11 protein-coding genes are annotated in these 14,724 nt (G+C 73.8%); 4 read left to right on the top strand and 7 right to left on the bottom strand.

Annotated elements, in window-relative coordinates; translation table 11 throughout:
• The first annotated feature begins 2 nt into the window (after positions 1–2).
• From ACIQFZ_RS36090 to ACIQFZ_RS36075, 4 genes are read left to right on the top strand one after another with little or no spacing between them, the layout of a single operon-like run.
• Positions 3–1,076, top strand: a complete 1,074-nt coding sequence (locus ACIQFZ_RS36090) for an ABC transporter permease (protein WP_402693211.1) — start codon at positions 3–5, stop codon at positions 1,074–1,076.
• Positions 1,073–2,023: an ABC transporter permease gene (locus tag ACIQFZ_RS36085; protein ID WP_402693210.1), complete on the top strand. Its 951-nt coding sequence runs from the start codon at positions 1,073–1,075 to the stop codon at positions 2,021–2,023. Before ACIQFZ_RS36090 ends, ACIQFZ_RS36085 begins: the two co-directional genes overlap by 4 nt.
• Positions 2,020–3,033: an ABC transporter ATP-binding protein gene (locus ACIQFZ_RS36080; RefSeq protein WP_365775765.1), complete on the top strand. Its 1,014-nt coding sequence runs from the start codon at positions 2,020–2,022 to the stop codon at positions 3,031–3,033. Before ACIQFZ_RS36085 ends, ACIQFZ_RS36080 begins: the two co-directional genes overlap by 4 nt.
• Positions 3,030–4,046 (top strand): ABC transporter ATP-binding protein, encoded by a 1,017-nt coding sequence (locus ACIQFZ_RS36075; RefSeq protein WP_402693209.1) that lies wholly within the window; start codon positions 3,030–3,032, stop codon positions 4,044–4,046. Before ACIQFZ_RS36080 ends, ACIQFZ_RS36075 begins: the two co-directional genes overlap by 4 nt.
• Positions 4,047–4,129: 83 nt before the next feature.
• Here ACIQFZ_RS36075 and ACIQFZ_RS36070 read toward each other — a convergent pair whose 3' ends face one another.
• The 7 genes from ACIQFZ_RS36070 to ACIQFZ_RS36040 form a co-directional block, all read right to left on the bottom strand.
• Positions 4,130–5,086 carry a bifunctional riboflavin kinase/FAD synthetase gene (locus ACIQFZ_RS36070; RefSeq protein ID WP_365431431.1) on the bottom strand — a complete coding sequence of 319 codons (957 nt, stop codon included), beginning with the start codon at positions 5,084–5,086 and terminating at the stop codon, positions 4,130–4,132.
• Between the two features lie 186 nt (positions 5,087–5,272).
• Positions 5,273–8,944 carry a trypsin-like peptidase domain-containing protein gene (locus ACIQFZ_RS36065; protein WP_402693208.1) on the bottom strand — a complete coding sequence of 1,224 codons (3,672 nt, stop codon included), beginning with the start codon at positions 8,942–8,944 and terminating at the stop codon, positions 5,273–5,275.
• Between the two features lie 252 nt (positions 8,945–9,196).
• Positions 9,197–10,102 (bottom strand): tRNA pseudouridine(55) synthase TruB, encoded by a 906-nt coding sequence (gene truB, locus ACIQFZ_RS36060; RefSeq protein ID WP_365431436.1) that lies wholly within the window; start codon positions 10,100–10,102, stop codon positions 9,197–9,199.
• On the bottom strand, positions 10,099–10,551 hold the full coding sequence (gene rbfA / locus ACIQFZ_RS36055; protein WP_365431439.1) for a 30S ribosome-binding factor RbfA: 453 nt from the start codon (positions 10,549–10,551) through the stop codon (positions 10,099–10,101). The genes truB and rbfA overlap by 4 nt, the downstream gene beginning before the upstream one ends.
• Positions 10,552–10,619: 68 nt before the next feature.
• Entirely contained in the window at positions 10,620–10,913 is a 294-nt protein-coding gene (locus ACIQFZ_RS36050) for a DUF503 domain-containing protein (RefSeq protein WP_365431444.1), read from the bottom strand.
• Between the two features lie 259 nt (positions 10,914–11,172).
• On the bottom strand, positions 11,173–14,259 hold the full coding sequence (infB, locus tag ACIQFZ_RS36045; RefSeq protein WP_402693207.1) for a translation initiation factor IF-2: 3,087 nt from the start codon (positions 14,257–14,259) through the stop codon (positions 11,173–11,175).
• A gap of 164 nt (positions 14,260–14,423) precedes the next feature.
• Entirely contained in the window at positions 14,424–14,705 is a 282-nt protein-coding gene (locus tag ACIQFZ_RS36040) for a YlxR family RNase P modulator (RefSeq protein WP_361422162.1), read from the bottom strand.
• Positions 14,706–14,724 lie beyond the last annotated feature (19 nt).

Genomic DNA, 14,724 nt, shown 5'->3' with positions numbered 1-14,724 from the left:
ACATGACCGCTGAAGCGACACCCGCGCTGGTCGAAGGGCCCGCCGCCGATCCGGGGAAGTCCGGGCCGGCGGCGGGCCGCGGGCCCCGGGCGCGGACCGGTACCGCGTATCTGCGGTACGCGGCGGGCAAGCTGGCCGGTGCGGCCGTGTCACTGCTCGCCGTACTCGTCACCAGTTTCTTCCTCTTCCGGCTGATCCCGGGCGACCCGGTGAAGTTCATGACCGCCGGCCGGCCGGTCTCCGCGCAGCAGCTCGCCGCCTACCGGCGGGAGTTCGGGCTCGACCTGCCCATGTGGCGGCAGTTCACGGACTACTGCGGCAAGGCGCTGACCGGGGATCTGGGGACCTCGTACCAGTTCCGCACGCCGGTCATCGACAAGATCACCGAGGCGCTGCCGAACACCCTGCTGCTGACCGGTACGGCCTTCGTGCTCTACACCGCTCTCGGAGTCCTTCTCGGCACCCGTTCCGCATGGCGGCACGGCGGGCTCGGCGACCGCCTCAACACGGGGCTGGCGCTGACGCTCTACTCGATTCCCTCGTTCTGGCTGGGCCTGCTGCTCATCATCGTGCTCTCGGTCGGCGTGGGCCCGGTCCCGGGCCTGTTCCCGACCGGGGGCATGGAGTCGGGCGGCAAGGAGGGCTTCGCGTACGCCGTCGACGTCGCCCACCACCTCGTGCTGCCGGTGGTGACGCTGGTCGCGGTCGAGTACGGGCAGACGTTGCTGGTCACGCGGTCGGCGCTGCTGGACGAGATGGGCAGCGACTATCTGACGACCGCACGTGCCAAGGGCCTTCGCGACGACCTCGTACGACGGCGGCACGCCGTGCCGAACGCGCTGCTGCCGACCGTGACACTGATCTTCGTCAATCTGGGGCGGACGGTCGCGGGAGTGATCCTCGTCGAGACCGTGTTCTCCTGGCCGGGTCTGGGCGGGCTGTTCTACCAGGCGTTGAGCGTGCCCGATCTGCCGCTGGTGCAGGGGCTGTTCTTCGTTTTCGCCGCGGCGGTGATCGTGATGAACACCCTTGCCGACATCCTGTATCCGCTGCTCGACCCGAGGGTGGGCCGATGACCGCCGACACCGCCACGACCGCCGGCCCGGACCAGGCGCCCGGCTCCGGCCCCGGCCCCGGTCCCCGCGCGCTCGCCCGGCAGCGCCGCCGGGCCTCGGTCGTCCGCTTCTGGAGGCAGTACCGGACGCACCGGGCGGGTCTGGTGGGCCTCGCCGCCCTCCTGCTGTGCGCGCTGGTCGCGCTGACCGCGCCGTTGACCGTCGGGGCGGACGTGCAGAGCGTGACCGACGCGCCCGGCAGGCCGCTGGAGAGTCCGAGCGCCCACTTCCCGCTGGGCACCGACCAGTTCGGGAGGAACCTGCTGGGCCTGGTGATCTGGGGCTCGCGCGTCTCGCTGCTGGTCGGACTGCTGGCCGCCGTGCTGTCGGTGGCGATCGGGACGGTCATCGGCATCACCGCCGGGCACTTCCGCGGCTGGTACGCCACGGTGATCATGCGGGTCACCGACTGGTTCCTGGTGATGCCGACGCTGGTGCTCGCCATCGCGCTGGCCACCGTCATGTCCCGCTCGCTGAGCACGATCGTCCTGGCGATCGGCGTCACCACCTGGCCGATCACCGCCCGGCTGGTGCGGGCGCAGACGCTGGCGGTGGAGTCACGGCCGTACATCGAGCGGGCCAAGGCGCTCGGCGGCGGACACTGGCACGTGATGTCCCGGCATGTGCTGCCCAACGTCATGCCGCTGGTGCTCGCCCAGACCACCCTGATCATCTCCTCGGCGATCCTGGCGGAGGCGACGCTCGCCTTCCTCGGGCTCGGCGACCCGACGGTCGTCTCCTGGGGCGGGCTGCTCCAGGACGCGCGCGAGGCCGGCGCGGTCAGCTCCGGCGACTGGTGGTACCTGGTGCCCCCGGGCATCGCCATCGCGGTCGTCGCGCTGGCGTTCACCCTGTGCGGGCGGGCCGTCGAGGCCGTCCTCAACCCCAGGCTGGGGGTGTCCCGTTGAACCTGCTCGAGGTGCGCGACCTGGAAGTGACGTATCCGTCGGGGGCGGCCGCGGTGCGCGGGGTGGACCTCACGCTCGCGTCCGGCGAGAAACTCGGCATCGCGGGCGAGTCCGGCTGCGGCAAGTCCACGCTGGCGCTGGCGCTGCTGCGGCTGTTGCCGGTCGGGACCCGGGTCGGCGGCGAGATCCTGCTCGACGGCGAGGACGTGCTGGCCATGAAGTGGGGCCGGGTGCGGGCGGTGCGCTGGGCGGGGGCGTCGATCGTCTTCCAGGGCGCGATGCACTCCCTCAACGCCGTGCACCGCGTCGGCGACCAGATCGCCGAGCCGATCCTGCTGCACCGCAAGGCGACGGCGGCGGGCGCGCGGAAGAAGACCGGTGAACTGCTGGAGCAGGTGGGGCTGCCGGCCGCGCGGGCCGGCGCCTACCCGCACGAGCTGTCCGGGGGCCAGCGGCAGCGCGTGATGATCGCGATGGCGCTGGCCTGCGACCCGCGGCTGGTCATCGCCGACGAGCCCACCACCGCGCTCGACGTGATGATCCAGGCGCAGATCCTGCGCCTGATCGAACGGCTCGTGAGTGAGCAGGACCTGGGCCTGCTCATGATCAGCCACGACCTCGCCGTGCTGGCCGACACCTGCGACCGGCTGGCCGTCATGTACGCGGGCCGCGTGGTGGAGGAGGGCCCGGCCCGCCAGGTCTACGAGGACGCCCGGCATCCCTACGGCAAGGCCCTGTCGGAGGCGTTCCCCCGCATCGGCGACCCGGCGTCCCGCTTCGCTCCCCGCGGTCTGGCGGGCGATCCCCCGGACCCGTCCGCCGTCCCCTCCGGCTGCGCCTTCCACCCCCGCTGCCCGGTCGCCCTCGACCTGTGCGGCACCCGGGACCAGTTCCTGAGGGAGGCGGGTCCGCGCCGACGGGCGGCCTGCGTCCACGTGGACGCGCGGGCGGGAGCGGGGGCGCCGGAAGCGGAGACGACGGAGGACGACGTGAGGAGCAGCACGCCATGACCACATCCTCGCTGCTGAGCGTCGAAGGGCTACGAGTCGTGTTCCCGGGCCGGCACGGCGGGCCCGCGGCCCGGGCCGTGGACGGGGTCGACCTCGACATCCGGCGCGGCGAGATCGTGGCGCTGGTCGGCGAGTCAGGCTGCGGCAAGACGACCCTGGCCCGCTCCCTGCTCGGTCTGGTGCCGCCGACCGCGGGCCGCGTCACGTTCGACGGTGCCCCGCTCGACTACTCCTCCCGCGCGCTGAAGGCGTACCGCAAGCGGGCCCAGCTGGTCCTCCAGGACCCGAGCGGCTCGCTCAACCCACGGCACACGGTGTACGACGCCGTGGCCGAGGGGCTGCGCGTCCACGGGTACCGCGGGGACGAGCGGGCCGCGGTCGCCGGGGCCCTGGCGCGGGCAGGGCTGCGGCCGCCCGAGCGCTTCTTCCTGCGCTACCCGCACGAGCTGTCCGGGGGGCAGCGTCAGCGCGTGGTCATCGCGGGCGCCCTGGTGCTCGAGCCCGAACTCGTGGTCGCCGACGAGCCGGTGGCCTCCCTGGACGCCTCGGTGCGCGGCGAGATCCTTGCCCTGCTGCTGCGGCTGCGCGCCGAACTCGGCCTGTCCGCGCTGGTGGTGACGCACGACCTGGGGCTGGCCTGGAACATCGCCGACCGGGTCGCGGTGATGTACCTCGGCCGGATCGTGGAGACCGGCGAGGTGGAGCAGGTCCTGACCGCTCCCCGGCACCCGTACACCCAGGCCCTGCTGTCCGTCCTGCCCGAGGCGCCCGGAGACCCGGTCGTCCTGGCGGGCGAGCCCCCGGACCCGTCCCGGATCCCCTCCGGCTGCCGCTTCCACGTCCGCTGCCAGATCCTGGCGAGCGGCAAGGCCGAGCGGGCGGGCGTCGCGCACGCGTGTCGCGGCCGGGACCTGGAGATCCTGGGCGGGGGCGGGGAGGCACAGGTGGCGTGCCACTGGGCACATGCCGGGTCCGGGGCCGAGGAAGAGGCGGGGGCCCGGGCGGAGGCGTAGGCCGGTCGCCGGTCGCCGGTCGCCGGTCGCCGGTCGCCGGTCGCCGGGGGAGGCTACCGGCCGCTGAGCGACCTGCGCTCCCGCTACGCCGTCTTCGCGTCCGCCGCGACGATCCGCCGGCACTTCTCGACGTCCTCGGCCATCGTCTCCAGGAGTGCCTCCAGCGAGTCGAACTTCGCCTGGCCGCGGACGAAGTCCAGGAAGTCGACGCCGACGTGCAGGCCGTACAGGTCGAGGCCCACCCGGTCGATGGCGTACGCCTCCACCGTGCGCTCGGTGCCGTCGAACTGCGGGTTCGTGCCCACGGAGATCGCGGCGGGCATGGCCTCGCCCTGGGCGTGCAGATAACCGGCGTAGACGCCGTCGGCGGGGATCGCGGTGTGCGGGAGGGTCTCGACGTTGGCCGTGGGGAAGCCCATCTCGCGGCCGCGCTGGGCGCCGCGGACCACGACGCCCTCGACCCGGTGCGGGCGGCCCAGGATCTCCCGGGCCCCCTGGACGTCGCCCTCGGCGACCAGGCGGCGGGTCAGGGTCGAGGAGAACGGCTCGCCGCCGCCCGCCTCTCCGTTGACGTACAGGTCGACGACCTCGACCTCGAAGTCGTAGGTCTTGCCCTGTTCGGCCAGGAACTCGACGTTGCCCGCTGCCTTGTGCCCGAAGCGGAAGTTCGGGCCCTCGACGACCGCTTTGGCGTGCAGCTTGTCGACCAGCACCTTGACGACGAAGTCGGCCGGGGACAGCTTCGAGAACTCGGCGGTGAAGGGCAGGACGAGGACCGCGTCCACGCCCAGCCCGGCCATCAGCTCGGCACGGCGGTGGTGCGGGGCGAGCAGCGGCGGGTGGCTGCCGGGACGCACGACCTCGCTGGGGTGCGGGTCGAAGGTGACGACGACGGCCGGGACGCCCAGTTGGCGGGCGCGGTCCACGGCGTGCTCGATGATCAGCTGGTGTCCGCGGTGGACTCCGTCGTAGGAGCCGATGGTGACGACGCTGCGCCCCCAGTCCTGGGGGATGTCCTCCAAGCCACGCCAGCGCTGCACTGTGACCGCTCCTCGTCGAACCCGTGTCCGTGTTGTCTCGGGTTGTCCTAGTTGTTCTTGCTGTCTTGTCCGCAGGTCTAAGGGTGCCATGCCCGGCGGTCGCCGCCTGCATCGGCATGGGGGCTGTGATCGGGCGCACGTCGTCGGGCGAGGACGGGTACATCGTCGACGGAGACGGGTGCGTGGTCAGGCGGGGACGGGTACGGCCGCCATGCTCTCGATCATCCGGCGGGCGCTGGGGCCCACCACCACGGCCCAGTCCCCTGGGGCGTCGGTGAGCCAGCCGGCCACGCGGGCGGCGAAGCCGGGCACCTGCCGACCCAGCTCCACCAGGCCCCGGTCGAACACGGCCGCGCCGTCGGGGGTGCGGACGAGGAGCAGGCCGACGCGGTGGACGAGGCCGCGCAGGTCCTCCTCGGCGCTGGTGGCGGCGGCGCGCAGCACGGCGTCCAGGACGGCCGGGGAGCCCTCGTGGGCCAGAAGGAAGTCCAGCAGCTCCCGGCGCAGCGGGCGGGAGGCCGGGGTGCCGGGGGTGGCGAGCACGGCGGCCAGCGCGGAACGCAACCGCTCCGGGCCGCCGTGGTCCCGACGACCCCGGTCAGCGGCGCCCTCGCCCTCACCGCCGTCGCCACCCTCACCGCCGCCGTCGAGTAGGCCTGCGACCAGGGGGAACAGCACCGAGCCGGCGGCGGGATCCTCGTCCAGGCGGTGGTCGACGTACGCCGCCACCGGCCCGGCGGCCTCCGGGTGCTGTGTCACCGCCTCGCGGACCGGGACGGCGACCCGGCGGGCGAGCGCCGGTGTGGCGACGTCGCCCAGGGTGCGCAGGACCTCGCCGATCCCGGTGCCCCGGCGCAGGCAGGCGCCGATGGCGGTGAGGACCGCCTCGGGGTGGGTGGTCAGGGCGGGCGCCAGCGCGCTCGGCGGCAGCTGCGGGTCGCCCGCCGCGAAGTGCCGCAGCGCCTGCGGCAGATGGCGGGCGCGGGTGTGCGGATCCCGGACGAGGAGGGCGAGCGCGCCGCCGTGCAGGGCGGAGTCGGCGGGTTGGTCGAGCAGGGTGCGCGCGGCGTGGCGCAGCAGTTCGCGGTCGGCCTCGGTGCGTGCCCGGGGCACGGTGCGCAGGCTGTACGTCAGGGCCGCCGCCCTCAGCGCCGGGCGGTCGTCGTGCGCCCACCGGTCCACGGCCCGGCACAGCGCGGACGGCTCCTCCTCGGCGAGCACGGCCAGCAGTTCCTCGGCGCGCGGGTGGGCGCACCCGGCCAGCGTGTCGGTGAGGTCGTCCAGGGCGCGGGCGCGGTGGGTGTGGAGCAGGGCCTGGGCGGCCGTGGCCACGGTGGCGTGCGGCGCGGCGGGCAGCGGGCGCTCGTCGTAGAACCAGCGCGTGAGGTGCGGTTGCACGGCGGCGGGGTCGGTGGTGAGAAGGCGTGCGACGGCGTCCAGGTACCGGGACGGGCGGCGCGGTCCGCCGCCCGCGCCGTGGGTGTCCCGCGCGCCGTCGGCGAGGAGGAGGCGCCTGAACAGGTCGCACCGGTCGGCGTCGGACAGGTGCAGAGCGGTCCAGAAGCCCGGCCCGAAGCCGGGCGGCACGGGCAGGTCGCACTGCTGCCACACCACGAGCCGCTCGGCGAGCAGCCGCAGCACGCGCAGGTACGGTGCAGCGTCCGCCACGCGCAGCAGTACGCCGGCGAGAAGGCGGGACGCCCACCAGGAGTGCGGGTCGGTGTCGAGGGCGCACAGCAACTCCTCGAGCCGGACCGCGAGTCGGCGTGTGCCGTGCTGGCGAGCCAGGAGAAGCAGGGCATGGACGACGGGGCCGATGCGGTGGTGCGGAACGGGCTGCGGGTGGCGCGGCGTGCCGGGTGTGTGCTGCCGGTGGACCAGGACGCGCAGGGCCTCGTCCAGGTCGAGGTGGGTGCCCTGGATCCAGTCGGCGAGCTCCTCGTGCGCGAAGCGGTAGCCGTCGCCCGCCGGGACGAGGAGGCCCTCGGTGAGGACGGCCGCCGCCCAGCCGGTGCCGCCGCCGAGGTCGGCCGGGGCGGGTCCCCGGGGAAACAGCTCCTCGAACGCGGCCCGGTCCAGTTCCCCCTGGCCGAGGCTGCGGCGGGCGGCCTCGTGCACCTGGCCGGAGACCTTCGCCGCCAGACGCCGTACGGCGGTGCCGCGCAGGCCGTTCTCCGCGGCGAGGCGGACGGCGATGCGCAGGCACATCAGGTCCAGGTGGGCGGCGAGGACGTCGTCGCGGTCGAGCGGGGGGTGGTCGGCGGCGTCGGGGAGGGCCGCGCGCACCTCTGCCAGGAGCCGGAGGGTGAGCGGGTGGCGGGCGGCGGCGTCCACCAGGGTGCCGTCCGGGATGCCGCGGCGGGCGCGGGCCTTGTGGGCCTCGGCAGGGGTGAGGCCGCCGAGGGGCAGGCAGGGCGGCAGATGGCCGCCGGTGCCGCCGTCCGTACCGGCCGCCACCGTGACCGGGGTGTGGAGCAGGTCAGCCGGGAACCGTGCTCCCGCCGCCTCCCAGTACGCCTCCCGGCAGGCCACCAACAGCCGCGCCCCCGTGCCGCCCAGCCACCGCGCGGTTTCCTCGGTCCACTCGGTGAGCCGGTCGGCCAGGGCGGGCGGCATCTCCTCGGGGCCGTCGAGGAGGAGCAGGAGGGGACGGCCGTGGGCGCGGGCGAGGCGGGCGACACGTTCCGGGGTGAGGTCGGTGAGCTCGGTGGGCAGGGGCGACCGGGCGGACGCGACGATCCGGGCCGCCCGGTCCAGCGCCCGGCCCACCGCGTCCGCGACCGAGGCGTCGGTGGCCAGCAGATCGGCCCCGCGCAGCCACAGGGTGGGCGCGGGCGAACCGCCGCGGGCACGACGGCCGGCCAGCGCGGCGAGCTCCGTCGTACGGCCGCTTCCGGAGTCCCCGACGAGCCCGAGCACGGCGGCCCGGCCGACACCGAACGCGGCCAGCTCCCCGGCCACGCCGGCGCGTTCGACCGGTCCGGCGGGCGATCCGGGCCCGCCCGGTCCCGGGTGGGGGGACGGCAGGGCTCCGGCGGGGCCGTCCTGGGCCAGGGAGGTGGCCGTGAGTTCGAGGACCGCCGCCAGGTTCAGATCGGGGCCGTAGGCGGCGACCGTGGCCGCGTTGCGGGTGAGGAGGTCGGCCAAGGGGCCCTCGCAGGGGCGGCGCAGCGATACCGCGAAGCCGGCGTCGCCGCGGCCGGACTCCAGGGCCGTGCCGAGGACGGCAACCACCGCGCCGGTCGTCACGTCGAGGACCGGTCCCCCGGCGGCCCCGCCGCCCAGCCGGAGCGCGTCGCGGCCCGCCGTGCCGATCGCCAACTCCGTGACGCCGTCGAGGAGATGGGAGCGGTGCGAGGCCGTGTACGTCACCGTGGCCGCGCCGAGCACGCGGGCCTCGCGCCAGCGGTCGGCCGCGATCCGGACGTAGGTGCCGCTACGGGCGCCGTCCCGCACGGTGACGGGAAGCGGCTCCACGCCGAGGCCCTCGGTGCGGACGAGGGCCAGGTTCAGGGCGGGCAGCGCGGTGATCGCGTCGGACGTCACCACGCAGGAGCGCTCGCCCGCGCCGGGGGCGTGCACCACGAGCCGGGACAGTCCGTCGACGGCCTCGTGGCTGGTGATCACCGTGCCCCGGTGGTCGGCCGCGAAGCCGGTGCCGCGGGGCCGTCCCGCCAGGTCGCGGATGCGGACCAGGGAGCGGTCCAGGGCACGGTCCCGGGATTCCGCCGCCGCCCGCCGCCGGATCGTGCCGTCCGGTTCCTGCGGGCTCCCGGCCGGCCGGAGCGTGTGGAGGCCGGGGCGGGATCCCTGTGGTCCATGCGTCTGTGTGGATTCTTGGAGGCCCCGCCCCGCCATGCCCGAACCTCCCCGCCGTAGCGCCGTGCCTGCTCTCGACGGTAGGCGGCGGATGATCAGCGGGACAGGCCGTGCGGCGAACGCGCCCCCCTGCACTCCCCCCGTTCACTCCGAGCGCCCGCACGGCCGGGTGAATGGGCGCGCGCCGCTGGATAAAGCTCAGGGGTGGGGGAACCGAGGGGGGACGGGACCGTGGAGCGGCGGCTGAGGAACACCCCGTGTTCGCCGCTCCACGGGCACCGCCGCGCGCGGTCAGCCGAAGACGGCCAGGCTCTTGGCCTTGCCCCGCTGCTCCTCCACGAGCGCGAGGAGGCGGCCGTCGGGGCCGTAGACGGCCACGGCACCGGCGCCCGCGTACTCGTCGGGCACCTCCAGCCGTACGCCGTTGATGAGCAGCCGGGCGCGCCGGTCGTCGACGTCCCAGCGGGGGAACGCGGCAGCGGCCGCCTCGCCGATCGGCATCACGGTCAGCTCCTGCTGGAGCTGGTCCAGCGTCCTGGCGGAGTCCAGCTTGTACGGACCGACCCGGGTGCGGCGCAGCGCGGTGAGGTGGCCGCCGACGCCGAGGTCGGCGCCCAGGTCGCGGGCGAGGGCGCGGATGTAGGTGCCGGAGGAGCAGACCACGGACACCACCAGGTCGAGCACGGGGGTGCCGTCGTCGGCGACGGCGTCGCGGACGTCGTGGACGGCGAAGGAGGAGACGGTCACCGGCCGGGCCGGGATCTCGAACTCCTCGCCCTCCCGGGCCCGCTTGTACGACCGCACGCCGTTGATCTTGATGGCGCTGACCTTGGACGGCACCTGCATGATGTCGCCGGTCAGTTTGGCGATGGCGGCGTCGACGGCGTCCCGGGTCACCTTGGAGGCGTCCGTGGCGGAGGTGATCTCGCCCTCGGCGTCGTCGGTGACCGTGTTCTGGCCGAGCCGGACGGTGCCGAGGTACTCCTTCTCGGTCAGCGCGAGGTGGCCGAGGAGCTTGGTGGCCTTCTCCACGCCGAGCACGAGCACACCGGTCGCCATGGGGTCGAGGGTGCCCGCGTGGCCGATCCGGCGGGTCCTGGCGATGCCGCGCATCTTGGCCACGACGTCGTGCGAAGTGAAGCCCGACGGCTTGTCGACGATGACGAGGCCGTCGGGCGGGGTGGGCTTGCTGGTCATGCGGTGGTGTCGTCCGTCCCGTCGTCGGACCCCGGCTTCTTGTACGGGTCCGCCTCACCGGCGTACGTGGCACCGGAGGACGTCTCGCGCACCTTCGCGTCGGAGGCACGGGCCTTGTCGAGGAGGTCCTCGATGTTCCGGGCGGTGTCCGGCAGGGCGTCCGCGACGAAGGCGAGGGTCGGGGTGAACTTCACTCCGGCCGCCCGGCCGACCTCGGAGCGCAGGATGCCCTTGGCGCTCTCCAGGCCCGCGGCCGCGGCCTTCCGCTCCTCGTCGTCTCCGTAGACGGTGTAGAAGACGGTCGCCTCCCGCAGGTCACCCGTGACCCGGGTGTCCGTGATGGTGACGTGCGAGCCGAGCCGCGGGTCCTTGATCCCGCGCTGCAGCTTCTGGGCCACCACCTCTCGGATGAGGTCCGCCAGCCTTTTCGCCCGCGCGTTGTCGGCCACTGGTCCGTCTCCCGTTCTTTCTTCTTTGCTTCTGCTTCTGCGGTGTGGATGGTGCGGTGGGGTGCGGTCTAGTCGTCCTCGCCGTGGAAGCGGCGTCTGACGGACAGCAGCTCCACCTCGGGACGGCCGGCGACCAGCCGTTCGCACCGGTCCAGCACGTCGGTCAGGTGCGTCGCGTCGCCGGAGACCGCGGCGAGACCGATGACGGTCCGCCGGTGGAGGTTCGCGTGGTCCACCTCCGCCGCGCTCACCGCGTACTTGCGCTGGAGCTCGGCGACGATCGGGCGGACGACGGAACGCTTCTCCTTCAGCGAGTGGACGTCGCCGAGGAGCAGGTCGAAGGACAGAGTCCCCACGTACATGTGTGTGCCCGGGTTGCCCGCCGGTACGGGGTCGATGGTCCTGCCTTCTCGGTGGGCAGGGACATCAAGAACGGTACCGCGAACCCCGCCGATGACTCGACGGGGTTTTCCGCGACCCAGGTGGGACGGGGTTTCCCGCTTCCGGGGGGCGCGGCTTCGCGCCCCGCACGGCTCGCGGGGCCCTGGGCCCCGCGGCCCCGGACACGGCCGTGCCGGCCGACGGGAGTGGTCCCGCCGGCCGGCACGGGTGTCTGCGGCGTTACGCCCGCGGCTTCTCGCGGAGCTCGTACGTCGCGATGACGTCGTCGACCTTGATGTCGTTGAAGTTTCCGAGGTTGATACCACCCTCGTAGCCTTCGCGGATCTCGGTGACGTCGTCCTTGAAGCGACGCAGACCCTCGATGTTGAGGTTCTCCGCAATGACCTTGCCGTCGCGGAGGAGGCGCGCCTTGCTGTTGCGCTTGACCTCGCCGGAGCGGATGAGCACACCCGCGATGTTGCCCAGCTTGGACGAACGGAAGACCTCGCGGATCTCCGCCGTGCCGAGCTCGACCTCCTCGTACTCCGGCTTGAGCATGCCCTTGAGGGCCGCCTCGATCTCCTCGATCGCCTGGTAGATGACCGAGTAGTACCGGACGTCCACGCCCTCGCGCTCGGCCATCTGCGCGGCACGCCCGGCGGCGCGCACGTTGTAGCCGATCACGATGGCGTCGGAGCCCATGGCCAGGTCGATGTCCGACTCCGTGACCGCACCCACACCGCGGTGCAGGACGCGGATGTCGACCTCTTCGCCGACGTCGAGCTGGAGCAGCGAGGACTCGAGAGCCTCGACCGCACCGGACGCGTCGCCCTTGATGATGAGGTTGAGCTGCTGGACCTCGCCGGCCTTGAGCACCTTGTCCAGGTCCTCGAGCGAGACGCGGCGGACGCGCTTGGCGAACGCGGCGTTGCGCTCACGGGCGGCGCGCTTCTCCGCGATCTGACGGGCCGTACGGTCCTCGTCCACCACGATGAAGTTGTCGCCCGCACCCGGGACGTTGGTCAGACCCAGGACCTGCACCGGCGTCGACGGGCCGGCCTCGGCCACGTTGTTGCCGTTGTCGTCGAGCATCGCCCGGACGCGGCCGTACGCGTCGCCGACCACCATGGTGTCGCCGACCCGCAGCGTGCCTCGCTGGACGAGCACGGTCGCCACGGCACCACGGCCGCGGTCGAGACGGGACTCGATCGCGATGCCCTGCGCGTCCTGCTCCGGGTTGGCCCGCAGGTCGAGCGAGGCGTCGGCGGTCAGGACGACCGCTTCCAGCAGCGAATCGATGTGCAGACCCTGCTTGGCGGAGATGTCGACGAACATCGTGTCGCCGCCGTACTCCTCGGCCACCAGGCCGTACTCGGTCAGCTGACCGCGCACCTTGGTCGGGTCGGCACCCTCGACGTCGATCTTGTTGACCGCGACCACGATCGGCACGTCGGCCGCCTTGGCGTGGTTGAGCGCCTCGACCGTCTGCGGCATGACGCCGTCGTTGGCCGCGACCACCAGGATGGCGATGTCCGTCGACCGGGCACCGCGGGCACGCATGGCGGTGAACGCCTCGTGACCCGGGGTGTCGATGAAGGTGATCGCCCGGTCCTCGCCGTTGACCTCGGTCGCAACCTGGTAGGCACCGATGTGCTGGGTGATGCCACCGGCCTCGCCCGCGATGACGTTCGTCTTGCGGATGGCGTCGAGCAGGCGGGTCTTGCCGTGGTCGACGTGACCCATGACGGTGACGACCGGCGGGCGGACGACCAGGTCCTCCTCGCCGCCCTCGTCCTCGCCGAACTCGAGGTCGAAGGACTCGAGCAGCTCGCGGTCCTCCTCCTCGGGGCTGACGATCTGAACCTGGTAGTTCATCTCGCCGGCGAGGAGCTGGAGCGTCTCGTCGGACACGGACTGCGTGGCCGTGACCATCTCGCCCAGGTTCATCATGACCGCGACGAGGGACGCCGGGTTGGCGTTGATCTTCTCCGCGAAGTCGGTGAGCGACGCACCGCGCGACAGGCGAATGGTCTCGCCGTTGCCGCGAGGCAGCATCACGCCGCCGACCGACGGGGCCTGCATGGCCTCGTACTCCTGGCGCCTCTGCCGCTTCGACTTGCGCCCACGGCGCGCGGGACCGCCGGGACGGCCGAAGGCGCCCTGCGTGCCACCACGGCCACCGGGACCACCGGGACGGCCGCCGAAGCCGGGACGGCCACCGCCGCCACCACCGAAGCCGCCACCACCGGGACGACCGGCGAAACCGCCGCCGCCACCGGGACGACCGGCACCGCCGCCACCACCGGGACGACCGGCGAAACCGCCGCCGCCACCGGGACGACCGGCACCGCCGCCACCACCGGGACGACCCGCACCACCCGGACCGCGACCGCCGCCGCCGCCGGGGCCGGGACGCGGGCCGGCAGCGGGACGCTGCGGCATCATGCCGGGGTTCGGGCGCGGACCGCCGGGACGCGGACCGCCCTGCGGACGGGGCATCGAGCCCGGGGTCGGACGCGGACCGCCCGGAGCCTGCGGACGCGGACCGCCGCCCTGACCGCCGGGGCCCTGCGGACGCGGACCGGCGCCGGGAGCACCGGGGCCGCCGGGCCGCTGGCCCTGCGGACGCGGCGCCTGCGGGCGCGCCATGCCGGTGGAGCCACCGGAGGTGAAGGGGTTGTTGCCCGGACGCGGACCGGCCGGACGGGCGCCCGGACGGGGACCCTGGCCACCGGGGCGCGCGGCACCCTGGCCGGGACGCGAACCCTGGCCCTGGCCCTGGCCGGGACGGCCACCGGGCTTGGGGGCGCCGGGACGGGCGCCGGACTTCGGCGCGGCCGGCGACGGGGCCGACGGCGGAGCGGTGAACTCCGGCGTGGTGGGCGCGGCCGGAGCCGGACGCGGCGCGGGCTTGGGACCCGGCACCGGACGCGGACCGGGGGTCGGCGCGGACGCCGACGGAGCCGCTGCCGCGGGCTGCTGCGCTGCCGCGGGCTGCTGCGCCGGGGCGGGCTTGGGCGCGGCCGGCGGCTTGGGCGCAGCCGGACGCTCCCCCGCCGCCTTGACGGCGCCAGAGGGACCCCCGGCCTGCGCCGGAGAAGGCGCGGCGGGCCTGGGGGCGGCCTTCTTCGGGGCACCCGGCTTCGCGGCGGACCTGCCGCTGCCGTTGCCCTGCTGGAAGGCGTCAGTCAGTTTGCGTACTACGGGCGCCTCGATCGTCGAGGACGCCGATCGGACGAATTCACCGAGTTCCTGGAGCTTGGCCATGACGACCTTGCTCTCCACACCGAACTCCTTGGCGAGTTCGTATACCCGGACCTTAGCCACTTCGCTCCTTTGAGGTCCGGGTTGCGGCCGGACCGTCGCTAGTTCATGCGCGTACTCATCGCGTACTCATCGAGTGCTCATCGCAATCTCGACCTGCTTTCGACTCGCGAGGTACCAGGCCGCACGGGGACTTCCGTACGGCACGTTTTCCTTGCCGTGTTGCCTCAGCAACCTTGTGCCTGCTCGACGTACCGGCGCAACGCCATTACGTCGAGCGGTCCCGGGACGCGGAGCGCCCGGGGAAACGCCCGGCGGCGCACCGCCTGGTCGAGACAGACCGGGGCGGGGTGTACATACGCACCCCGGCCGGGCAGCGTACCGCGAGGATCGGGGACGCACTCGTCCTCGACCGCCACGGTCCGCAGTAGTTCGATCTTGGCCGCTCGCTCCCGGCATCCCACACAGGTACGCTCAGGGCATGCGCGGGCACGCGTCCGGCCAGACACAACTAAGTCTACCTCCCCG

This window comes from Streptomyces sp. NPDC093064, from assembly GCF_044754605.1.
GTDB lineage: Bacteria > Actinomycetota > Actinomycetes > Streptomycetales > Streptomycetaceae > Streptomyces.
The sequence above is the reverse complement of the archived record's forward strand: the minus strand, read 5'-3'. Positions and strand labels throughout refer to the sequence as shown.